The following is a 21,284-nucleotide window of genomic DNA, read 5'->3' as shown; positions in this document are numbered from 1 at the left end:
CGCGCTATCCGCCGATCAGCACGGTCGGGCAGCCGAGCACGATCGGGGCGCCGCATGCGGACAGATCGCCGACCCGGGCGGCGGGCATGCCGCCGATCAGCACCGTCGGGCAGCCGGGCCCGGCGATGGCCGAGGGCGGGTGCACGGCCGGGGGCGGGAACGAGCACGCGTGCGGGGTTCCGACGGTGGCGGCGGGCATGCCCCCGATCAGGACCGTCGGCACGCCGGGCGGCGCGATCGCACCTGGGTGCGCGGTCGGGTCACCGACCCGTGCTGCTGGTGGCATCTGCACCACTTCCCTTCCCGTCAGTTGATCCGGACCACGCCGGCCCGCACGGTCGCCGTCGCGCCCGCCGTCAGTTCCGCACTCGCGCTGCCGTTCACCGCCACCGTCGAGCCCTGCACCTTCACCTGCGCGGTGCTGGACACGTCCACCGCACCGGCGCCGCCGTCGATGCTGACGCCGCTCTTCGCGACGATGGCGATGTCGTTGCCCGTGAGCCGAAGCGTCCCGGCGCCGGCGTCGATCGTCACGCCGTCGCGCGCGGCGATGCTCACGGTGCCGTCGCTGTGCACGGAGATGGTCGTGGACTTCCGGTCCAAATCGACGGTCAGCTTGTCGTCCCCGGTGGCGAGGTGCACGCCCTGCGCACCCGCCGACGCTTCCCGGAACTCCAGGCGGTGGCCGGTCCGGGACACGATCGAACGGCGGTTCACCGCACCGCTGACGCGGTCGACAAGATCGCCCTCCCCCTCGGGGGGCGCGTCCACGCCGTTGTAGAGACCACCGACGACGTAGGGGCGGCGGAAGTCACCGTGCTCGAAGGCGACCAGTACCTCGTCGCCGACCTCGGGCAGGAACAGCGTGCCGCGTCTCCCTCCCGCGCCCTGCTGCACGGTGCGCGCCCACGCGCTGACGAAGCTGTCGGCCAGCCACGGAAAGGTAACCCGCACCCTGGCCATGTTCTCGGGGTCTTTGTTGTCGCTCACCTGGCCGATCACCACCCCGCCCAGCGCCTGGCGAGCGCCCGGCGCCGAGCCCGCCGTCAGTCCGGCGAGGGTGCGATCGCGGGTCCCGCTGACGATCACACTGGTCGTGTAGCCGGTGACCGGGTCGAAGGTGTGCCGGGAAGCGGTCACCGAATACTTGCCTTCGAACGGTTTGCCCACGTTGGCCAGCGCCACCGCCGTGCCCGCGCGCACGGTGGGATTGCCGCGCAGCAGGGCTTCCAGCTCGGTGAACCCACCGGCGACCTGTTCGGCGAGCGCCTTGCACGCGTCGTCCACCTCGCCCTGCGTGCCGTGCGGCACCCGCGCGGCGACCAGGTCGGGCGCTCGGAACAGCCGGGCCAACTCATCCGGCCGGACGCCGTTGGCCGCGCTGGTCGTTCGCGCGGGCGCTTCGGCGACCACGGCTTTCTTCCGCGTGACATCCCAGCCGCGCACCTGCACCGCTGGTACCTGATCGGCGGAGGTGACCAGTGCACGCAACCGCAGGACATTGCGCCCCAATTCCAGGACCAGCGGCTCCTCGGTGGCCTTCGCGTCGGTCGCCGGCGCGGTGGCCGCGGCGGTCGGCTTGCCGAAGTCGAGCTTCCCGTCGGTGACCGCCACCTCCGCGCCGATGTCGGCGGCGAGCTGGCGCAACAGTTCCCAATCGCTCACGTTGCCCTGCGAGATCTGCTCCACGACGGCGCCGCTCGCGTCGATACGGCCCACCTCGATGCCGGCGGCCTCCGCCACGCGGCGTGCCACGTCCGCGGCCGACATGTGCTCGAAACTCGCTACGCGTCTGCCGCGTTGCAGCCGGTGCGATCTGTCCAGCCCGCGCACCGTGGTGAAGGTGCCGGTGCCGTCGAATTCCTTCTCGATCGCGGTGACCTCCGCCGAGAGCAGCGGCACCGGCGTGTTCGCCTCGTTGGAGGCGACGCTGAGCGCGACCGTCGCCCCGATCTCGATGTTCGCCTTCGCCAGCACCACGTGGTGCGGATCCCGGAAGCGCAGGACGAACAGGTCCGGCGCGCTGCGGCTGTCGTCCACCATGGCGTAGGTGAGCAGCGCGGCGACGTCGTCGGGCAACGGCGCGCCCGCCACCCGCACGAGCAACTGATTTGTGAAATCCTGGGCGGGCATCGGGCGTCACCCCAGTTCTTCCGCGGCGGGGATGAGCAGTTCCGCGCCGGGGCGCAGCCGCATCGGGTCATCGATCGCGTTCGCGAGGGCGACGGCGCGCCACCGGGTCGGGTCGCCGTACTCGCGCCACGCGATCGAGGCCAGGGTGTCGCCCGCGACCACGGTGTGCACCTTGCGCGCGGTCAGGCTGCCCGACGTCGGATTCTGTTTGGCCTGGTCACCGGCGATCTCCTCGATCGTGACGGTCGCGGTGCCCCGGATCGGCAGCCCGCCGGGGGTGAACAGCGTGTACTTGACCGCGACCGAGCTCACGTACGCGGTGAATCCGGTGAGCCCGCCCCAGTGGAAGATCACCCACGGCGGGCTGCCCTTCTTCTTGTCGTGGCTCTCGTTGGTCGGTACACAGCAGGCGAACAGTTGCTCGACGGTGTCCACCACCTTGGTGTCGTGCTCCGCGCCCGCGTCGAGGAACATCTCGAGCGTCAGTTTGGCCGGGTCGGCGCCCTTGAACTCGGGCACACCGCTCTTCTTGCTTCCCTTCTGGGCGTCGCGATTCCACTTGGCCGACTTGGTGACCGACAGTTCCTTCGGATTGAACTGGAAGTCGATCTGGCCCCGGCGCGGTCCGGGTTGCAGCGAGCCCTTCTCCACGGGCGGGTCGCGCACCTCGAGGAACGCGTGCAGAAGCTTCGGCCGCCCGCCGCCGGATTGCGGGCCACCGGCACTGGTGGCGCTGAAGGCGATCGGCGCGGGCATGTCACGCCCTCCCCGGCTCGACGAAGCCGTGATGGGTGATCTCGATGGTTTCCAGAGCGACTTTGGGCGATTCCGCGTTCAGCGACGGACCGGTCCAGCGGACCGGCATGACGCCGAGCAGGCCCCACTGCGCGACCACGGTGCCGTCGGCCGTCATCGCCTTGATCTGGCCGGTCTTGCCGCGCACCCCGGTCGCGACGCTGCCGAACCACGCGGCGACTTTGGCCGTGTCAGGGGTGACCGGGCGGCTCAGCTTGATGTTGCTGAACTTGATCCGGGTCGGCAGCTGCCACACATATCCGTTGTTGCCGCCCTCCTCGCGCTGCTCCATCACCACCTCGCAACCGAGGCCCTCGCAGCTGTTGAACGCGCCCAGGCTCATGTTGTCGATGGTTACGACGAAACAGACGCTGACGGCGGGGTCGAGGTCGGTGGGCATGGTCGGCTCCTCGGGTCGTGATCAGAGGGGGAGGTCCAGGGCAGTGCCAGCGCGTTCCCGGGCCAGGCGCAGTTCGGCTTTGAGCTTGCGGGCGATCGGCTCGTACAGGCGGTCGACGAGACCGTCGATGTCGGTCGGCGAGACGCCGGCGGCAGACGCGGGTGCGGAAGTCGCGGGTGACTGCGTCGCTCCGGACTCGGAGGGCGGTGTCGTGGCGGGCTCGACCGTCGGGTGCGCTGCCGCATGATCGGACGTGGCGGGTGTCTCGGCGGAAGTTTCCGGCAGGTCGCCGGTGTCTGTCCGAGTGCGCTGCAGGTAGGTCCGTTCGTCGCTGTCGAATGCGGTGATCGCGGCGACATGGGCGGGAAAGTGCGGCGTGCGGTCCTCGGTGGACGAATGCGCGTCCGGACTACCGCCCGTAGCAGACAGATCGGGCGTGCCGAGTGTGCGGCTCGCACGTTGGAGCACTCGCGGATCCGCGTTGCCGGACAATCCTCCGGAACTCGGCGTCTCCATGTGGTGCGGTGTGGCCGCACGCGGCAACTCGGCGAGCGCGGGCCGACGCTGAAGCGCTGACGTCCCGGATCGTAGGGAAGTCGTTAGTTCGGTGCGCTGCGAGCTGGCCGGGGCCGACATCGGATGCCCGCCGGGCTGTGTTCGAGGGGAGGACACGAGGTCCGTCATCCGCTGCATGCTGCGGGGCGTCGACGCGGACGCCACGGTAGACAGGGCGTTCCACGAGGTAGTGCCGATTCCGGTGCGGTCGCTCGGCAGCGGTTCGGAAGCGGTGTGATCGTGTGCCGCGAAACCGGGGCTCGGTTGCTGCGGTTCGTGCCCGATGGAGGAACCCAGCGGGGTGCGGCCGGACGCTCGTTGCACCGAGCTGTGGGTACGCGACGGGCGCGAGTCGGGCGAGATGTGGGTGTGCTGCGCCGCGGCGGTGACGGTCACCGCGGACGGTTCTCGGTGCGCGGGCTCGGCCGAACCTGATGCGGCGGACGAGGCGGACGCGTCCTCCGCGCCGATCAGCCGTTGTGCTGTGGGAAAGTGTGACTCCGCAACGGGTTCCGACCTCGGACCGGCGATCGAAGCGGCGACCGGCATGAACTCGCCTGTGTCACCGAGGGTTCCAGCGAGTCGCATCCCCGCCGAGTGCCCGGTCGCCTCGACGCCGCTGGTCGGCAGGTTGTCGCTACCGTGCGATGCCGTCGTTCGCCCACCGCTGTCGATATCCGCGCCCTGGGCTGGGAGCTCGGCGTGTGACCCTGCGGCACCATGCCGGTCCACGACGGTTCGGCGCTGGATCACGGGTGGTTCGGACGCCACGGCGCGACTATTTCGGTCCGGCACAATCCTGCTCTCCGTTGCCCGCTGGAGTGTGAACCGTGGGTCGTCCGGGGCACGCTGCGTGGAAACCACGCGCGTCGGGTCCGTCGCAGTCGGCGGCTTAGCTATCCGCTCCGGGCCGGTCACATCGGCGGCACGGTCGGGTTCGTACGTCGCGGCCAGCGGCTTCGAGGGCCTTTCATGACCGCCCTCACCCCCCGCATCCGTGGTTCTCTGCACGTCGACAACATGGCGTGCGTGGGCGGCGCGCACCTGGTCGGCTGCGGGCGTGGTACTCACCGCCCCCGCCAGGCCGACGATCTGCCCGGTTTCGGTGGGCGCGTCGAGTTCTCCCGCGAGAGCATCACGCGAGTCCATCGGTCGCTGTACCTCAGCGGCGCGCTGCACATCCGCTGCGCGATCTACCGGTGCGGCGCTCCGCGCCTCAGGAACAAGCTGCGCGAAATGCATTGCCCCGGTGTTAGTTCCGGCTTCGCCCTCCGGCAGCGGAGCGCCGAGACCGTACCGCCGCGACCGTGCCGGTTCTTTCGCGACCTGTCGTTGTATCCGGGGAGGCGAGGACGGCAGGGAACGCGCCGGGGTATCGGTGATCGGACTCATGCCGCGTCGATCGGTGTCGTCCGTTTCGTCTCGACCGCGGGGCGCCTCGGGCGGTTCCCGATCGTCCGGCATCGAGCCCTCGAACGCATCGGTAACCGGCTCGCGCTGCACCGCAGCGAAGGTCCGGTCGGAAGCCGCTACAGCTGGTGCGGGCGGATCGGGCGGTATTCGGCGCAACGGCACCTCGACCGCGCCTGCTGCCGACACCATCGACGCCGCGTTCGAAAGCGTCACCGCTCGATCGGGGCCGGTCGGCGTCTCGACCGCAGGCGGCTCGATTCGAGCACGCTGCGCGGTGGTGGCGGAGTCATCCCTTCGCTGCACCACCCCGGGGTGGGTGGCCAGCCCGGTGATCACGCCGGACGGCGCGTCCCCGCCGACGGCGTGGGAGATCGGCCCGCGAAACGAGAAATCGCGACGAGAGACCAGCGCCGACTCGAATCGGGCTGGGGCAGTGACCAGCGCGACGTCGGTGATGACGCGCTGCACCGGCGGTGCGTCCCGCCACTCCCCCGCGCGAGTTGCACCGGCGTGCACCGATCCGTCGCCGTCCTGCCGACGCCAGGAGAACAGCCGATCCCACAGCCCCATTCCGTTCACCTCCCTCGGACTCTGGTGTTGATGCGCTCGATCTCATCGGCGAACCGGCGCCGATCCGGATGTTCCAGATCGAGGATTTCGCCCAGCGGCCAATGGAAGTGGTAGGCGACGTACGAGATCTCCTCGAGCAGCGGGTCGACCCCGTACGTCACGATTCCCCCACGCGGCTGCCCGCGAGGTCGATGGTGAACTCGTGTGAGCAGGACGGGCAGCTGACCGCGGCGCGGCTGTGCCCCTCGGCGTTGATGCGCTGGTACAGGTCCTGCAGGAACGCGAGATCCGAGGCGAACAGGTCCTCCACGATTCCGGCGTGGATGTCGGTGAACGTGCCGAGCCGGGTGATCACCCGCGCGATCAGCACCACCGACAGGTACGCCGGATTCTCGCGCACCCGGTCGTCGCGCAGCGGAACCAGCTCGTCCCGCGCGGTCGCCAGCCGCATCGCACCCGTGCGGTGCACGGTGCCCGCGGGGTCGAGGTAGCCGCGTGGCAGCACGAACGGAAATTCCGTTCGCATCGCCGGTGCCGGGGCCGTGCTCGCGACGGGCGCGTCCGCGGCCGAGGCGTTGTGCACGCGGCGCACTATTCGACCTCGATGTTCTCGTAGGTGACGACCAGTTTCTCGGTGAGCACACTCGTGTCACCCGCCTTCAGCGCGCCGATCTCCAGTGACTTGGGCCACGCGTTGGTCAGCTTGTACCGCTTGAGCGCCTGGCCTTCGTAGTCGTAGACGATGATCGCGCCGCCCTTGCGCGCGGCGCCCATCTTGCCGAATCGGCTGTCCTTGACCCACTTCTCGAAGCTGTTGTCGCCGGTGAGACCGCGCGTCAGCGTGACCTCCCCCGCCTTGTACCGGCCGGGCAGCTTCTTCACGACGTACTTGCCGTCGGCGGTGTTCTGCTTGAGCTCGATCACGTCCTGTTCCAGCTTCAGGCCGGAGACCTCGGAGATCTGCTTGATGACCACACCGTCGATTTCCAGTCCGAACGAGTGGCCGACCGACGTGTCGAGATCGGGGAGCGCCATGATGTCCTACTTCCTGTGCTGCTGCGGGTCATTCGTTGACGAGGCTGGTTCCGCCGGAGAACTGGGCGAGCCGGAACACCACGAATTCGGCGGGCTTGACCGGCGCGACACCGACCTCACAGATCACTTGCCCGATGTCGATCGATTCGGCCGGGTTCGTCTCGCGGTCGCACTTGACGTAGAAAGCCTCGTCGGGCGTAAGGCCGAACAGCGCGCCCTTACGCCACTCGTTCACCAGGAAGGCGCTGATCGTGCGCCGGATGCGAGCCCACAGTGCGTCGTCGTTCGGCTCGAACACCACCCACTGGGTGCCGTTGAGAATGGACTCCTCCAGGTAGTTGAACAGCCGCCGCACGTTCAGGTAGCGCCACGACGGGTCGGAAGACAGCGTGCGCGCGCCCCACACCCGGATGCCGCGCCCGGGGAAGGAACGAATGCAGTTGACGCCGATGGGATTCAGCAGATCGTGTTCGGGCTTGGTGAGCTGCACGCCGAGCGTGAGCGCTCCGCGGACCACCTCGTTGGCCGGCGCCTTGTGCACCCCGCGCGACTCGTCGTTGCGGGCCCAGATACCGGCGACGTGACCGCTCGGCGGGACGAATCGCGCCGTCCCGGCGGCCGGATCGAGCACCTTGATCCAGGGGTAGTACAGCGCCGCGTATTTCGAGTCGTACCCGGCCTTCTCGACCCGCCATTCCTTGACCTGCTGTGGGCCCAGGCCCGGCGGCGGATCCAGGATCGCCACCCGGTCACCCATGAGTTCGCAGTGGGTGATCATCTCCTGCTGTACCGCCTGCACCGACTCCAGGTCTATCGCCCCGCGCTCGTAGGCGCTCATCAGGTCGGGCACCGCCACCATCGTGACCTCGTCGATCGCGGCCAGCCCGGAGAACCCGGTGCGCTCGTCGACGTCGCCCACGTAGTCCTCGGCGCAGATCCGCTCCGGGGTCGGGGGCGGCGCAGGCGCGGCCAGTGTGACCGATCCGAAGTCCGGCCGGGCCTGGGCGCCACCCGTCTCCTCGATCGTGATGAGCTTGGACTGCGCCCGCACGACCGTCACCACGTTGTCCTTGCCGCGCTTGATCGTGACCGGTCCGATCGACTCCTCCACCTTCGAACCGCGTTTGACCACGACCGAGAACTGATCCTCGGATGCCGCCTCTCCCTCCACCGGTTTGATCTCGACGGTGAGGTCGGCTCTGCCGTCGCTGGAGTCCCGCGCGGTCACCCGGTATGCGCCCAGCTCCGCTTGCCGCACGCCCGCGGGCAGCTCCCCGCGCCTCGTGCCGTTGCCGTCCAGTCCGACCCGGATCACATAGCAGGCGCCGCCGCCGTTGGCGAAGTACCCGTACACGGCGTGCGCTAGATAGCTGCCTTCCACGAAGTCACCGAACCGCTGGGAGAACTGGCTCCAGTTGGTGACCAGTGTCGGTTCGTTGAAGGGCCCGTCGGCGGCGAACCCGACGAAGGCCGCCACCGCCGTGCCGACCCCCTCGATCGGTCGCGACCCGGCCTCCACCTCCTCGACATACACGCCGGGTGACAGATAGGTCGGCATAACGCCTCCTCGCTAGAGGTGAACTGTGCTCCTACAGCGTCTTACGAAGCGCGAGGACGTTGTACGGCCGAAGGGATGTGTGTTCGGGAAACGGAGACTGCCTCATCGGGCAGCTCGTTCCGCTCTTCCTCGCTCTCGGCGCGCTGCACGTAGGTCTGGGCCGTCGGCTCGTCCTCTTCCGGTTCCTCGGTGCGCTGCACGGCGTGGTGTTCGGCGCAGCGTTGAACCTCGTGGCCGGGGGAAGCCTGCGAGGCCGGGGGCGTGGACAGGACGCGGTCGGCAGTGGCCACGGCCTCGCGTTCGAAGCGGTCGGACGGATCGCTGACCTTCAGCCCGCCACCGGTGTCGGTGCCGTCGACCGGGCCGTTGCGCTGCTGCACCACGTGGGTCAGCTCGTGGGCGAGGGTGTGCCGCCCGGCCGCGGAGGACGGGTCGTAGGCGTCGCGCTGGAACACGATGTTCGAACCGACCGTGTAGGCGTGGGCCTGTACCGATTTCGCCGATTCGTGCGCGGCGCCATCGGTGTGCACCCGGACATCACCGAAGTCCTGACCGAATCGGGATTCCATGTCGGCGCGCACCTCGGGTTCGAGCTGCCGCCCGCCGCCGGAGGCGACGACTTCGTGTACCGGTGACGGGTCCTCGAACAGCTTCGCGGTGCCGGCGTTTCCGGCCGAGCGTTGCAAGTCGATCAGTCCGCTGGGCGAGGTCGCCTCCAGCCGTCCCGACAGCGCCGCCCGCAGTTGCAGCGCGGTCTCCGGCTCCGCCACCCGGCCGGACTTCGGCCGCAGCGCACTCTCGACGTTCTCGTGCTCGTGTTCTCGCATGATTGCCTCACTTGACGTGTCGGTCTTTGTCGGCGGCGTTGTCGGCGGCCGCGTCCGTGCGGGACTGAGTGGGAACGCACACGTGGTCGTTCGGCACCGCCTCGCGCCAGACGAAGCCCTGGACACAGGTGTCGGGACCATAGCGGTGGTCGGTGGTGCTCACTCGGTACTTGGCTTGTTCGTTCTCGTTTTTCGTGCGGTCCGCGGTCGCTGGAAGGACGCAGACCGGGTCGTCCGGAGCGGCCAACCGGAAGACGAAGCCGGATTTGCAGGAGGGCCCCTGGGACACCACCACGGTGACCTCGGTCCCCGGCCGCACCTGAGCCCCGCCCGCGGGCGCGGTGGACAGCACGGTGCCCGCGGCCACCGTGGCGCTCGCCTTCCCGCCGACCTTGGTCTTCAGCCCGAGGGCTTCCAGTTTCGTGATCGCCTCCGCCTTCGGCTTCCCGGCCAGACCGGGCACCTCGATCGGCTTGGGACCGCTCGACACGGTCACCGTGACCGCTGATCCCGCGGCCACCATGGTTTTCGCTGCCGGCTCGACAGCCAGCACGATCCCCTTGGCCACGGTGTCGTCCGGCTTGCCGACCGTGGTCGCGGTCAAGCCCTTCTCCCGGATTTTCGCGACCGCTTCCGCTTCCGGGAGCCCGGCTACATCGGGCACCGGCACCTGCTCCTTGCCCTCGCCGGTCCCGTCCGTGCCGGTCCCTTCCTTGCCGGGCCCGCCCTTGTCGTCACCGGGACCGGCGCTCGAGGTGGGGCCCGCCGATGTGGGCGTGGACGCCGGGCCCGACGACACCGCCAGGGCCACCTCGCTGCCACGGGCTTTCTGCTCGCCCGCCACCGGTGTGCTCGCGATGACCATGCCCTTGGCGATCTCCGGGCTCTGCTGCTCGAAATGCCGAACGCCGAATTCCGCTTGTTCCAGCGCCTTCTGCGCGTCCGCCAGGGGCAGGCCCAAGACATTGGGCACCTCGATCAGGCATTCGCCCTCGCACGGCCCGATCGACACGTGCAAGTTGACCGGCGAACCACGGTCGAGTTCCTCGTTCGCCCGCGGTTCGGTTCCGATGGCCTGCCCGAAGGGGATGCCGGCGTCGACCTTCGGGACGTACACCGGCCGGTACCCGGCCTCCTGCAGTGCGCGTTCGGCGTCCGCCCTGCTCTTGCCCGCGACGCTCGGGACCTTGTCCCCCGGCAACAGCGCGACCACCGCGAGCGTCAGCGCGAGCAGCACCGCCGCGGCGACGGGGACCCACCAGGGAAAGACCGGCACCTGGTTGCGCACGCCGTTCAACGTGACCGGTGCGCCACCGTCGGCACGATCGACCTGCGCGGTGAACGCGTGTGATTCGGTGCGCCCGAACCATTTGCGCTCGCCCCCGATCAGCACCGGGGTATCCGCCGCCCCGCCGGGGGTGAGCTGCGCGACCGCCCGGGGCGGCTGGAACGTCAGCGTGCCCGTGCGGTCGGTGAGCACGATCTGCACCGCCAGCGGGACGTTGCCCGCGTTCGTTATGGTGACGGTGTGCGTCCCGGCCTTGCGACCGCGACTGGTCTCCGGCCGCAGCGCCGCCCGCACGTCGGTGAACGAGCCGATCGTCAGCGTGCCCGAACCGCTGTCGGAGACCCGCGCGTTCACCCGGGACCGGACGCCGACCAGGAACGGCGCCTGCCCCGCCCGGGTCCTGGGATCGCGGGGCGGCGCGAACCGCAGCACCGCGGTGGCCCTGTCGTCCGGGAAGACACTCAGCACCGCGGGTTCGAGGTGCGCGAACGGGCGCATGGGGCCCGCGACGCCGAGTTCGAATTCCTCCACTCGGGTGCCGGTGTTGTGCACGGTGAGCGTGGTGACCACCGCCGAGCCGGGGTCGACGGTCAACTGATTCTGTTCGATGGCCAGGTGAACGCCGTAGCGCTGCGGATTCCCCTGCGCCCCTGCCGGTGCGCCGACAGGCCCGGGCGGACCCGGCGCCACCCCGGCCGTCACGGGGGTGTCGGCACGCGCTCCGCTGGGTTGCTCGCGCACCGCCGCGGCCGCGCTCGTCGCCCAGCCCAGATAGGTGCGGCACTGCGGGTTGACGCAGAACTCGGCATCTGGCGAATTGGTCGTCCCGCAGGTCGAGCAATCGCGCACGGCTCACCTCCGCATGTCGGGTGAGTCGAGTATCGACCGGAGTGGCAACGCGGACAGTCGGCCGACGTGACGGCGCGAGGGAAGTCCTTCCTGCCCGTGCGGGCACCGATGCCTGCCCTTGCGGGCAGGCTTGCGCTACTGGCGCACGGACTCGTGATAGGGACCGAATTCCCTGGCCAGCGTGAGCCTTCCGAGCTTGCGGTATTCCCGGTGCACCCCCGCGACCAGGTCGGCGGTGCACAGCTCACGTCCGGCGCCCGCGGCCAAGTAGGCCGCGGTGATCACCGCCGAACGAATATTTCCGCCGGACAACTCGAAGGAGCGGGCGCAGAAGTCCAGGTCCAAGTCGGCGCTGCGCGGAATCCTGGTGCCGACACAGCGTTCCCACAGGCTGCGGCGCGCGTCCTCGTCCGGCGCCGGGTAGTTGACCACCGCGTCCAGCCGCCGGGTGAACGCGTCGTCCAGGTTGGCGCGGAGATTGGTCGCCAGGATCGCGAGCCCGTCGAACGACTCCATCCGCTGCAGCAGGTACGCGCTCTCGATGTTCGCGTACCGGTCGTGCGAGTCGCGCACCTCCGTACGACGGCCGAACAGCGCGTCCGCCTCGTCGAACAGCAGCACCGCGTTGACCCCGGCCGCCGCGACGAAGATGCGCTCCAGGTTCTTCTCGGTCTCGCCGATGTACTTGTCCACCACGGTCGCGAGGTTCACCGTGTAGAGGTCGAGGCCCAGATCGGCGGCGATCACCTCCGCCGACATCGTCTTGCCGGTCCCGGAGTCGCCGGTGAACAGCGCGGTCACGCCGCGTCCCCGCCCGCCGCCCGGCCGCATCCGCCATTCGTCGAGCACCACGGTCCGTTGCCGGGCGCGCAACGCCACCTCGCGCAGCTGGCTCAGAACCGTCTGCGGCAGAACGAGATCCGGCCAGCCGACCGTCGGTTCGATCCGCCGGGCCAGGCGCTCGAGCCCGGCTCCGTTCTGAGCGCGGGCGCCGAAGCGCAGGTCTTCGGCGGACACCGGACGTCCTGCGAGCTCGGCCCGCACGGCCGCCGCGGCGGCGGCACGCACGACCTGCTCCGGGGTGAGCACGAACTGCATGGTCGCCGCCGCCGCGTCGAGCCCGTCGGACAGTGGGTCGGCGAGCACGGCACGCCACATCCGGGAGCGGTCCGCTGCGCTCGGGGCGGGCACGTCGAGCGGTATCGGCTGACGCCGGGCCCAGGCCGGGTCCCAGACCGCGCTGCCCACCAGCACCACGGTCGCCCGCGCGTCCGCGAGCGCGCGGATGGTCTCGGGCCGGTCGGCGAGCCCGTCGACGCCCGCGGCCACCAGCACGGCGCCGCACAGCCGTGCCTCCAGCACCGCCGTCGCGATCGTGCCCGGCTGGTCGGCGACCAGCGACAGGTCCACGATCAAGGCTTCGCGACCGAGTCGGCGGGCCGCCGCCGCGGCGACCGCCGTACCGCCGCCGCCGGGCCGTTCGCGCAGGTACACCACCACATGCCGACGGGAAAGGGCGGCGACCAGCCCTGGGTCCGGGTAGTCCAGCTCGGGTGGGGCGGGTGCGACCGCCAGGCACAGTTCGGGAGCGGGCGTGTCATCCCCGAGCAGATAACCGACCACGCGGTCGGGTATACACAATATCCGCGCCAGCAGCGGGCGTTCGGTCTCCGCTATCGTCACGAGCCCGCCGCCGACCAGGGCGCTTTCGGCGCTGAAGCGCGCGCGTCCCGCCGCGGCCGCCGCGGGCACGCCGCACAGCGAGAGGGCCAGTCCCACGGTCGCTCGACGCCGCGTCACATCGTCGTTGAGATAGCCGTAGAGCCATTCGAAGCGGGAGTCCACGTCCGGCGCCAGCGCGACCAGGAGGATCTCCGCGTCCAACGTGTCCAGTCCGAATTCCTCGATCACCCGGGCCAGGCGGACCTGCTCGCCCTCCACACGCGCCGCGGCGGCGATCGCTTCCGCGTCACCGGCCCGCCGCGACTCCAGCGGGTCGGGGGACAGCGGCGCACGCGCCGAACTCAGCAGGCGCTCGACCGCCTCGTCGGACAGGTACAGCCCGCGAAACGGGTCGTCGGGTTGCGGATCGTCCGCGCGGCGCTGCGCGACAGCCCGCCGTACCCGTGCCTCGATGACGGCCAGCCGGGCGAGCAGATAGCGCAGGCTCGCGGCGCTCACGGTCGCCGCTCCGCCCGCTTGCCGCGCGGCGCGTCGGCAGCCGGGCCGTGCCGGTCCTGCATGCCGACCGAAACACCCGCGCGGGCGGGCACGGCCGCGGGTACCGCCCGCCCGGCGTCCGCGGGCGCGGTGACCACCAGATCCAGCGACGGCTTCAACTCGCCGCCCAACGCCGACCACACGTCCGCGAACGACCGGTCCTCCGGCGGCGGCAACGCGATGTTCAGCGCCACGGGAAGACCGATCTCGGCCAGCGTTCCGCTCAGCGACTCACCCGGAATCGAGTCGTGGCGCAGGAAGCAGGACAGCAGCGCCGACAGCAGGCGGTGCTCGTCTTCCGGCCGCTGCGTCCACGCCGTGATGAGGTAGGAGAGTTTGAAATAGCGCGGCCCCTGGTGCCTGCGGACGACCACGCGGTTCTCGTCGTACTCGTTGATCAGACCGCGCTGGCGCCGCCGCAGATCCTCGCGGATATCGTAGAGAAACATGTTGACCGTGGGCGCGTTCCGCCGTGCCGCCCACTCCTTCGTCGGCGCGTCGAACACCACGTCGACCTCGTTACGGTCGACGGCGTCCGCGCCGACCAGCGCCCGCAGCGCCTCGTCCACCTCGACGAACACTGTGCCACCGCCCTAGATCAAGCCTTGGCGCAGCGCGTAGGCGACCGCGTGCGACCGGTTGCGCAGCTGCAGCCTGCTGGTGATGTCGTGCAGCGCGTTCTTGATGGTGCGCTGCGAATAGCAGAGCTTGGCGGCGATCTCGGCAGTGTCGTCGCCTTCGGCGACCAAGCGCAGGATCTCGATCTCCCGGTGGGTCAGGCCGGTGAGACTGAGGCCCCGCGGATGCAACATCTGCCGCTGCAGCCGTCCGACCTGGTCGAGCAACCTGCCGAGCAGATCGGGCGGCACGGTCCCCTCGCCACGCGCCGCAGCGCAGACCGCGTGCGTCAGGCGTTCCGACGTCGCCTCCTGGCGTCGCACCAGTCCCGCGATTCCGGCTTCGACGGCGGCCGCGAGACCGTGTTCGTCGAAATCGGCGGCCACCAGTACCGGGCGCCTGCCGTCTCGCTGCATACGGCGCAGCGTCCGCAACGTATGTTCGTCGACCGTGTCGGCGACGACCAGCGCGACCACCGCGCGTGCCGGGTCGTCGACGACGAGGATCTCCGTGCGCGGCCGCAGCTGGGCGATCAGGCCCGCCCGCGAGATCGGGTCGCGCGCTTCCACATAGATCGCGGTTCTGTCCATCGTGCACCTCTCGGCTACTTCCGCGCCGGCCCTGCCCGACGCCTGTCACAGAGCCTGCGCGGACCACTAACCGTGCATTGAACGAGGACTAAACGCGCAGGTCGTTGCCCGTTCGGGCACGGTACCTCCGGGCATCCACGCAGGTGGGAAAGCACGACGACGGGCACCGGTGCCGCCGTGTGTCGAAGCCGTCGCCGTTGCGGGTGGATGCGGGACTCGCGCGGCGGCGCGACGCTGTGTGGCGTCCGCCTTCGTCTACCGGGGGAACCGACGATGCTCCGACACCTACGCGGAAAGCTCCGCCTGTCCGGCACCCTGACGCTGCTCATAGCGGTGACGGTGCCGATCGTGTTCGTCTGCGTCACGCAAACGCCGCTCGGCGCCGATCGCGGAGCGCGTGCCTGGGCCCAGCCGATCGCGTCCCAACCGCCGGGTACCCCGGTTCCGACGCAGGCCGAACGATCCGCACCGGTGACCACGCAATCGGTTGCCACCACCCGGCTCCAACCGCCGACGACCACGGTGGGCGCGGCGGTCACCTCGATCGTCACGAGCACGCAGGCCGAAACGTCCGGCACCGCAACCACAGCGGCTCCCACCACGACGACAGTGTGCGGCACGGTGGCTCCGACGGACGTGGCAGGCCGAGCCGCTTGCCCGTCCACGCCGCCCACCTGCCGGACGACCACGACCGCAGCCACCGCGACGTCGGTCCCGTGCCCGACGACCACGACCACGAGCACGACCGGCACGACGACCACGACCACCCGCCCGACGACGACCGCGCCCGATACGACCACCTCGGAGCCGCCCCCGCCGCCACCTCCCTCGCCGGATCCGCAGCGGCCGCCGGTCCCCGTGCGTTACCGTCCGCCGGAACGCGTTCTGCCACTGGATCTTTCGCAGCCGCCACCGTGCGTCGTGCTCAACGGGCCGATGGCGAAGGGCAGCTACACCGTCTCCTCCCGCTTCGGCAACCGCGGCGGCGAGTTCCACCGCGGCATGGACCTGGCGGCCAAGCGCGGCACGCCGATCTTCGCCGCGCTGGACGGCAAGGTGGTGGCCGCGGGACAGGCGACGGGTTTCGGCAACTGGATCGTCATCGACTCCACCACCGCCGACGGCCTGGTCTCGACCGTCTACGGTCACATGTACGACGACGGGATGCACGTCGCCACCGGTGACGTGGTCAAGGCGGGCCAGCACATCGCCGACGTCGGCAGCAACGGCGCGTCCAGCGGTCCCCATCTGCACTTCGAACTGTGGCAGGGCGGCAGGCTGCAGAACGGCAGATTCGTCGACCCGGCTCCGCTGCTCGACCAAGCCGCCCCGGCGGCCGACCAATCGGCGTTGAAGATGGCCCACTCGATCGCCGACTGCGCGGTCCGCCCGGGCGCCGGACTCGCTCCGGGCAAGGTGCCGCCGGAGTTCGTGCCGTGGCTGCGCAAAGGCGCCGCCGACTGTCCCGGCAGCGGCATCACCGCGCCGCTGCTGGCCGGACAGCTCAAAGCCGAGAACAACTTCCGGCACGGCGCGACGGCTCCGGTGTCATCCAGCGGAGCGATGGGACCGGCGCAATTCCTGCCAGGCACCTGGGAGACCTGGAAGGTCGACGCGGACGGCGACGGCCGCAGCGATATCAACAGCATCGCCGACGCCGTTGTCGCGCAAGCGCATTTCATGTGCAAGAACTGGCGCGACTCCTCGGCGGGGATCACCGGCGGCCAGCTGCGCGGTGACGCCGTCGACCTGGCCCTGGCCGCCTACAACGCCGGGTTCGGGGCGGTACAGGCCGCGCGCGGCATGCCGTCGGGCGGCGAATACACCACCCAGACGCAACCTTACGTGCGCAAGATCCGAGCGTACGAACGCGAGTTCGCGGCAACCGACTTCGCCGCAGGCGCGGGCCAGAGCGCCGAGTCCGGCTCGAAGGCGGTGCAAGCGGTCGAGCAGTACCTCGGCGCCGCGTACATCTGGGGCGGCGGAAACACCAAAGGCCCCACGGAAGGCGGCTTCGATTCACCGGGGCTGGCCACCTATGTGGCCTACGTCGCGACCGATGGCGCGGTGACGCTGCCCCGAACCGTCCAGCAGCAGTGGACGAAAGGGCAAGAGTTGCCCGCCGACCGCGCCGGTCCGGGGCACCTCGTCTACACCGGCTTCGGACCGAACGGCGTGCCGCGCCACGTCGGCATCGCTATCGGCGACGGCAGGATGATCCACGCGTCGGCCGAGGACGGCAAGGTCGCGGAGGCGCCGATTCCCCCTGGCGCGAAGATCCGGAGTATGTCATGACCCGAAACCTGTTGCGCTTCTGCGCCGCGGCGCTGGCCATGCTGGCGGTGGGCGGCTGCGCGGCAACCGTGCCGGGCTTGCCGCTGCCCGCCCCGCTCGGCGCCGCCGAGACCGCCGACCCGCACGTGGTGTTGCGCGCCGCTTTCACCACGATGTTCGGCTGGCGGCCTACCACCGACAGGTCCCCCGACGACGCCTATGCCCGTGCCCGTCCTTACCTCACCGACGAGCTCGCGGCGCGTGCGCGCGACCGCACCGAGGGCGGCTCCAAAACCCAGTGGAACGCCTGGGCAAGGGCGGGCGCGGCGGTGCGGGTCGCGGTCGACGTATCCACCGACGAGCACCCACCCGACCAGCCCGGCCGGATCGACCGCGTCGTGCTGATCAACCAGACCGTCACCGAGCCGGGCGGCCGCCCGATCGACACCATCGACCTGACCGCTTGGGCCACACTGATCGAGACCGAACAAGGCTGGCGCATCCGAGCGGTGCGCTTCTGAGGAGATTGCCGTGTCCATCCTTCGGTGCACACTCATGATCGCGGCGCTGATCCTCGCCGCCCTCGGCGTCGGCTGCTCCGACCACGCAGGCAGCGACGCGCACGAGGGCGACAAGGAGGCGATCGCCGCCATCCGCTCCGGGTTGCAGACCATGTTCACCTGGCGCCCCGGCCCCGACCAGAGCCGCGCCGACGCCTATCGTCGCGCGTCCCCCTGGCTCACCACGGACCTGGCGGCCAAGTCGGGCAACAACACCGAACGGGGCCCCGGCGCGCAATGGGACCAGTGGGCCCGCGACCGCGCCACCGTGGAAGCGACCGTCCTGGTCATGGGCACCGAACACGATCCCGACACCGCGGACCGCATCGACCGGCTCGTGATGATCACCCAGGCGGTCAAGACACCCGAAGGGACGATCGTCGAAACCACCAGCCTCGACGCGCGCGTCTTCGTCCAACGCACCGACCAGGGGTGGCGCATAGCCTCGATCGAAGTCGTCTGAGCGGCACCGGCGTCCCGCTGCGGCAGAGGGCGATGCGGAAAACGAAGGCGCCCAGGGGAAACCCTGGGCGCCTTCGTGATTCAGCGGATCAGTGGCGGCGACGGGACTTCGGGCCGCGCCGGCCCTTGGCCTCCGCGCGGGCCGCCTCACGGCGCTCGCGACGGGTGGGCTGCGGACCGCCGTCCGCACCGTACTCTTCGGCGTCGCTGTGCACCGCGGCCCGGCCGCCCTCGTCGGGCCCGGAGTAACTGAAACCGCGCGCGGCGGTGTCATCGATGCCCCTGGCACGCAAAGCCGCGGGCGCGCCGTGCCCGTTCGCGGCGGGCGCCTCCTCGGTCGGCAGCGGACGCGGAGCGGTCATGGCCCCGACCGGCGAACGCAGGCCCGCGTCGACCGCGACACCCTCCGGCTGCGGCTGCTGCACCTCGACCTGCAGGTTGAACAGGAAGCCGACCGACTCCTCCTTGAGGCCGTCGAGCATCGCGGTGAACATGTCGAAGCCCTCGCGCTGGTACTCCACCAGCGGGTCGCGCTGCGCCATCGCACGCAGGCCGATGCCCTCCTTGAGGTAATCCATCTCGTAGAGGTGCTCGCGCCACTTGCGGTCGAGCACCGACAGCAGCACCTGGCGTTCGAGATTGCGCATGCTGCCCTCGCCGGCGAGCCCATCGATCTCGGCCTCGCGCCGCTCGTAGGCGTCGTGCGCGTCGTCCAGCAGCGCTTCGAGCAGTTCCTCGCGGGTCAGCTCGCCCGCCTCACCGACCTCGGTCTCGCCGGCCAGGTCGCGGTAGTCCAGGCTCACCGGGTACAGCGTCTTCAGCGCCGTCCACAGCTTGTCCAGATCCCAGTCCTCGACATAGCCCTCGGCGGTGGCGCCGTCCACGTAAGCGGTGATCACGTCGGTGATCATGCCCTGGACCTGGCCCTCCATGTCCTCACCGCGCAGGATCCGGTTGCGCTCGCCGTAGATGACGGTGCGCTGCTGGTTCATCACCTCGTCGTACTTGAGGACGTTCTTGCGGATCTCGAAGTTCTGCTGCTCGACCTGGGTCTGCGCGCTCTTGATGGCCTTGGACACCATCTTCGCCTCGATCGGCACGTCGTCGGGCAGATTCAGCCGCGTCATGATCGCTTCCAGCGCCGCGCCGTTGAACCGCCGCATCAGCTCGTCACCCAGCGACAGGTAGAAGCGGGACTCGCCCGGATCGCCCTGACGACCGGAGCGGCCGCGCAACTGGTTGTCGATACGGCGCGACTCGTGCCGCTCGGTGCCGAGCACGTAGAGGCCGCCCGCCTCGCGCACCGCGTCGGCGTCCTCGGCGGTCTGGGCCTTGACCTGGTCCAGCGTGGGCAGCCAGGCGCGCTCGTACTCCTCCGGCGTCTCGACCGGGTCCAGACCCTGCTTGCGCAGCAGGATGTCGGCGATGATGTCCGGGTTGCCGCCGAGCACGATGTCGGTACCGCGACCGGCCATGTTCGTCGCGACGGTCACCGCGCCCGGCCGTCCGGCCTCGGCGATGATCTCCGCTTCCTTCTCGTGGAACTTCGCGTTCAGCACGTTGTGCGGGATGCCGCGCTTGGTGAACTGCTTGGACAGGTACTCCGAGCGCTCGACGCTGGTGGTGCCGATCAGCACCGGCTGGCCCTTCTCGTGCCGCTCGGTGACGTCGTCGACCACGGCGGAGAACTTGGCCTCCTCGGTCTTGTAGATCAGGTCGGACTGGTCGGCGCGGACCATCGGCTTGTTGGTCGGGATGGGTACCACGCCGAGGTTGTAGATCTGGTGCAGCTCGGCGGCCTCGGTCTCGGCGGTGCCGGTCATGCCGGACAGCGTGTCGTAGAGGCGGAAGTAGTTCTGCAGCGTGATGGTGGCCAAGGTCTGGTTCTCCGGCTGGATCTCCACCCCTTCCTTGGCCTCGATCGCCTGGTGCATGCCCTCGTTGTAGCGGCGCCCGACCAGGATGCGGCCGGTGAACTCGTCGACGATGATCACCTCGCCGTCGCGGACGATGTAGTCCTTGTCGCGGGTGTAGAGCTCCTTGGCCTTGATCGCGTTGTTCAGGTAGCTCACCAGGGGCGAGTTGGCTGCCTCGTAGAGATTGTCGATGCCGAGCTGGTCCTCGACGAACTCCACGCCCGCCTCGTGCACGCCGATCGTGCGCTTCTTGATGTCGACCTCGTAGTGCAGGTCCTTCTTCAGCAGCGGCGCGATGCGGGCGAACTCGGCGTACCACTTCGAGGAAGCGTCGGCGGGGCCGGAGATGATCAGCGGAGTACGCGCCTCGTCGATCAGGATGGAGTCGACCTCGTCGACGATGGCGAAGTTGTGCCCGCGCTGCACCAAATCGTCCAGCGAGTGGGTCATGTTGTCGCGCAGGTAGTCGAAACCGAACTCGTTGTTCGTGCCGTAAGTGATGTCGGCGTTGTAGGCCACCCGGCGCTGGGCCGGGCTCATGCCGGAAAGGATCACGCCGACCTCGAGGCCGAGGAACCGGTGCACGCGGCCCATCCACTCGGAGTCGCGCTTGGCCAGGTAATCGTTCGTGGTGACCACGTGCACGCCGTCGCCGCTGATCGCGTTGAGGTAGGCCGGAAGCACCGAGGTCAAGGTCTTGCCCTCACCGGTCTTCATCTCGGCGATATTGCCGGTGTGCAGCGCGGCACCACCCATGATCTGCACCTTGTAATGCTTCTGGCTGAGCACGCGCCAAGACGCCTCACGCGCGACCGCGAACGCCTCGGCCATCAGCTGGCCGAGCGGATCGCTCTCGCCCTCCTCGACCATCTCGGCGTAGCGCTCACGGAACTCGTCGGTCTTGGCCCGCAGCTCCGCGTCGCTGAGATCCTCGTACTCCGGTTCGAGGGCGAGGACCTGGTCGGCGAAATGCGAGAGCCGCTTCACGGTGCGACCCTCACCAATCCGTAGCAACCTCGTCAGTGTCAGCGCAGGCACGGGTCTCGTCAGTCCTCTGGTCGGTGTGGCAAAACGTGTCGTCGGCCCCCGGGCCGGTGCGGCCCACGCGGTTGCGCGGAATCCGCTGCACGTTTCATGGTAATGGTCTGCCCGATGTGCAGCTGTGTTGGCTGTGTTGGTTTTGCCAGCGCCTGCGGCGCTGGGTGTTCGCGGCCCCTTTGT

General features: G+C 69.8%; 18 protein-coding genes. 3 read left to right on the top strand and 15 right to left on the bottom strand.

Going from position 1 to position 21,284, the window contains the following annotated elements:
- Positions 1 to 4 precede the first annotated feature (4 nt).
- From HOV91_RS14095 to HOV91_RS14030, 14 genes are all read right to left on the bottom strand, one after another.
- Positions 5 to 286 carry a PAAR domain-containing protein gene (locus HOV91_RS14095; RefSeq protein ID WP_174185836.1) on the bottom strand — a complete coding sequence of 94 codons (282 nt, stop codon included), beginning with the start codon at positions 284 to 286 and terminating at the stop codon, positions 5 to 7.
- A 20-nt stretch (positions 287 to 306) separates the two neighbouring features.
- Positions 307 to 2,133, bottom strand: a complete 1,827-nt coding sequence (locus HOV91_RS14090) for a VgrG-related protein (RefSeq protein ID WP_174185835.1) — start codon at positions 2,131 to 2,133, stop codon at positions 307 to 309.
- 6 nt (positions 2,134 to 2,139) lie between these two features.
- Positions 2,140 to 2,889, bottom strand: a complete 750-nt coding sequence (locus HOV91_RS14085) for a CIS tube protein (RefSeq protein ID WP_174185834.1) — start codon at positions 2,887 to 2,889, stop codon at positions 2,140 to 2,142.
- 1 nt (position 2,890) lies between these two features.
- A complete protein-coding gene (locus HOV91_RS14080; RefSeq protein ID WP_174185833.1) occupies positions 2,891 to 3,328 on the bottom strand; it encodes a phage tail protein in 438 nt (145 codons plus the stop codon).
- Between the two features lie 21 nt (positions 3,329 to 3,349).
- Positions 3,350 to 5,866 carry a hypothetical protein gene (locus tag HOV91_RS14075; RefSeq protein ID WP_174185832.1) on the bottom strand — a complete coding sequence of 839 codons (2,517 nt, stop codon included), beginning with the start codon at positions 5,864 to 5,866 and terminating at the stop codon, positions 3,350 to 3,352.
- Between the two features lie 5 nt (positions 5,867 to 5,871).
- On the bottom strand, positions 5,872 to 6,027 hold the full coding sequence (locus HOV91_RS14070) for a DUF6760 family protein (protein ID WP_174185831.1): 156 nt from the start codon (positions 6,025 to 6,027) through the stop codon (positions 5,872 to 5,874).
- Positions 6,024 to 6,449 carry a hypothetical protein gene (locus tag HOV91_RS14065; RefSeq protein WP_312884606.1) on the bottom strand — a complete coding sequence of 142 codons (426 nt, stop codon included), beginning with the start codon at positions 6,447 to 6,449 and terminating at the stop codon, positions 6,024 to 6,026. The genes HOV91_RS14070 and HOV91_RS14065 overlap by 4 nt, the downstream gene beginning before the upstream one ends.
- 8 nt (positions 6,450 to 6,457) lie before the next feature.
- Positions 6,458 to 6,901, bottom strand: coding sequence for a phage tail protein (locus HOV91_RS14060; protein ID WP_174185829.1), 444 nt, complete (start codon positions 6,899 to 6,901; stop codon positions 6,458 to 6,460).
- Between the two features lie 28 nt (positions 6,902 to 6,929).
- Entirely contained in the window at positions 6,930 to 8,459 is a 1,530-nt protein-coding gene (locus HOV91_RS14055; RefSeq protein WP_174185828.1) for a phage tail sheath family protein, read from the bottom strand.
- 41 nt (positions 8,460 to 8,500) lie between these two features.
- Positions 8,501 to 9,286 (bottom strand): eCIS core domain-containing protein, encoded by a 786-nt coding sequence (locus HOV91_RS14050; protein ID WP_174185827.1) that lies wholly within the window; start codon positions 9,284 to 9,286, stop codon positions 8,501 to 8,503.
- 7 nt (positions 9,287 to 9,293) lie between these two features.
- Positions 9,294 to 11,423 (bottom strand): PASTA domain-containing protein, encoded by a 2,130-nt coding sequence (locus tag HOV91_RS14045; protein ID WP_174185826.1) that lies wholly within the window; start codon positions 11,421 to 11,423, stop codon positions 9,294 to 9,296.
- Positions 11,424 to 11,558: 135 nt separating this feature from the next.
- Complete coding sequence (locus tag HOV91_RS14040; protein WP_174185825.1) at positions 11,559 to 13,604, bottom strand: ATP-binding protein; 2,046 nt, start codon at positions 13,602 to 13,604, stop codon at positions 11,559 to 11,561.
- Positions 13,601 to 14,224 (bottom strand): Pvc16 family protein, encoded by a 624-nt coding sequence (locus tag HOV91_RS14035; protein ID WP_174185824.1) that lies wholly within the window; start codon positions 14,222 to 14,224, stop codon positions 13,601 to 13,603. The genes HOV91_RS14040 and HOV91_RS14035 overlap by 4 nt, the downstream gene beginning before the upstream one ends.
- Positions 14,225 to 14,236: 12 nt before the next feature.
- Entirely contained in the window at positions 14,237 to 14,851 is a 615-nt protein-coding gene (locus HOV91_RS14030; protein ID WP_174185823.1) for a helix-turn-helix transcriptional regulator, read from the bottom strand.
- 273 nt (positions 14,852 to 15,124) lie between these two features.
- On the opposite strand from HOV91_RS14030, the gene HOV91_RS14025 reads away from it, so the two are divergent.
- The 3 genes from HOV91_RS14025 to HOV91_RS14015 are packed head-to-tail and all read left to right on the top strand — an operon-like array spanning position 15,125 to position 18,148.
- Entirely contained in the window at positions 15,125 to 17,146 is a 2,022-nt protein-coding gene (locus HOV91_RS14025; RefSeq protein ID WP_246350083.1) for a peptidoglycan DD-metalloendopeptidase family protein, read from the top strand.
- Complete coding sequence (locus HOV91_RS14020; protein WP_174185822.1) at positions 17,143 to 17,646, top strand: hypothetical protein; 504 nt, start codon at positions 17,143 to 17,145, stop codon at positions 17,644 to 17,646. Before HOV91_RS14025 ends, HOV91_RS14020 begins: the two co-directional genes overlap by 4 nt.
- A gap of 10 nt (positions 17,647 to 17,656) precedes the next feature.
- Positions 17,657 to 18,148, top strand: a complete 492-nt coding sequence (locus HOV91_RS14015) for a hypothetical protein (protein ID WP_174185821.1) — start codon at positions 17,657 to 17,659, stop codon at positions 18,146 to 18,148.
- An 88-nt stretch (positions 18,149 to 18,236) separates the two neighbouring features.
- Here HOV91_RS14015 and secA read toward each other — a convergent pair whose 3' ends face one another.
- Positions 18,237 to 21,101 (bottom strand): preprotein translocase subunit SecA, encoded by a 2,865-nt coding sequence (secA, locus tag HOV91_RS14010; RefSeq protein ID WP_174185820.1) that lies wholly within the window; start codon positions 21,099 to 21,101, stop codon positions 18,237 to 18,239.
- Positions 21,102 to 21,284 lie beyond the last annotated feature (183 nt).

It is taken from the genome of Nocardia barduliensis (assembly GCF_013315795.1).
GTDB lineage: Bacteria > Actinomycetota > Actinomycetes > Mycobacteriales > Mycobacteriaceae > Nocardia > Nocardia barduliensis.
The sequence above is the reverse complement of the archived record's forward strand: the minus strand, read 5'-3'. Positions and strand labels throughout refer to the sequence as shown.

Coding starts and splice junctions, on each gene's coding strand:
- HOV91_RS14030 (WP_174185823.1), bottom strand. CDS start 14,851: ATGGACAGAACCGCGATCTATGTGGAAGCGCGCGACCCGATCTCGCGG.
- HOV91_RS14095 (WP_174185836.1), bottom strand. CDS start 286: ATGCCACCAGCAGCACGGGTCGGTGACCCGACCGCGCACCCAGGTGCG.
- HOV91_RS14050 (WP_174185827.1), bottom strand. CDS start 9,286: ATGCGAGAACACGAGCACGAGAACGTCGAGAGTGCGCTGCGGCCGAAG.
- HOV91_RS14090 (WP_174185835.1), bottom strand. CDS start 2,133: ATGCCCGCCCAGGATTTCACAAATCAGTTGCTCGTGCGGGTGGCGGGC.
- HOV91_RS14020 (WP_174185822.1), top strand. CDS start 17,143: ATGACCCGAAACCTGTTGCGCTTCTGCGCCGCGGCGCTGGCCATGCTG.
- HOV91_RS14025 (WP_246350083.1), top strand. CDS start 15,125: ATGCTCCGACACCTACGCGGAAAGCTCCGCCTGTCCGGCACCCTGACG.
- HOV91_RS14055 (WP_174185828.1), bottom strand. CDS start 8,459: ATGCCGACCTATCTGTCACCCGGCGTGTATGTCGAGGAGGTGGAGGCC.
- HOV91_RS14060 (WP_174185829.1), bottom strand. CDS start 6,901: ATGGCGCTCCCCGATCTCGACACGTCGGTCGGCCACTCGTTCGGACTG.
- HOV91_RS14075 (WP_174185832.1), bottom strand. CDS start 5,866: ATGGGGCTGTGGGATCGGCTGTTCTCCTGGCGTCGGCAGGACGGCGAC.
- HOV91_RS14085 (WP_174185834.1), bottom strand. CDS start 2,889: ATGCCCGCGCCGATCGCCTTCAGCGCCACCAGTGCCGGTGGCCCGCAA.
- HOV91_RS14080 (WP_174185833.1), bottom strand. CDS start 3,328: ATGCCCACCGACCTCGACCCCGCCGTCAGCGTCTGTTTCGTCGTAACC.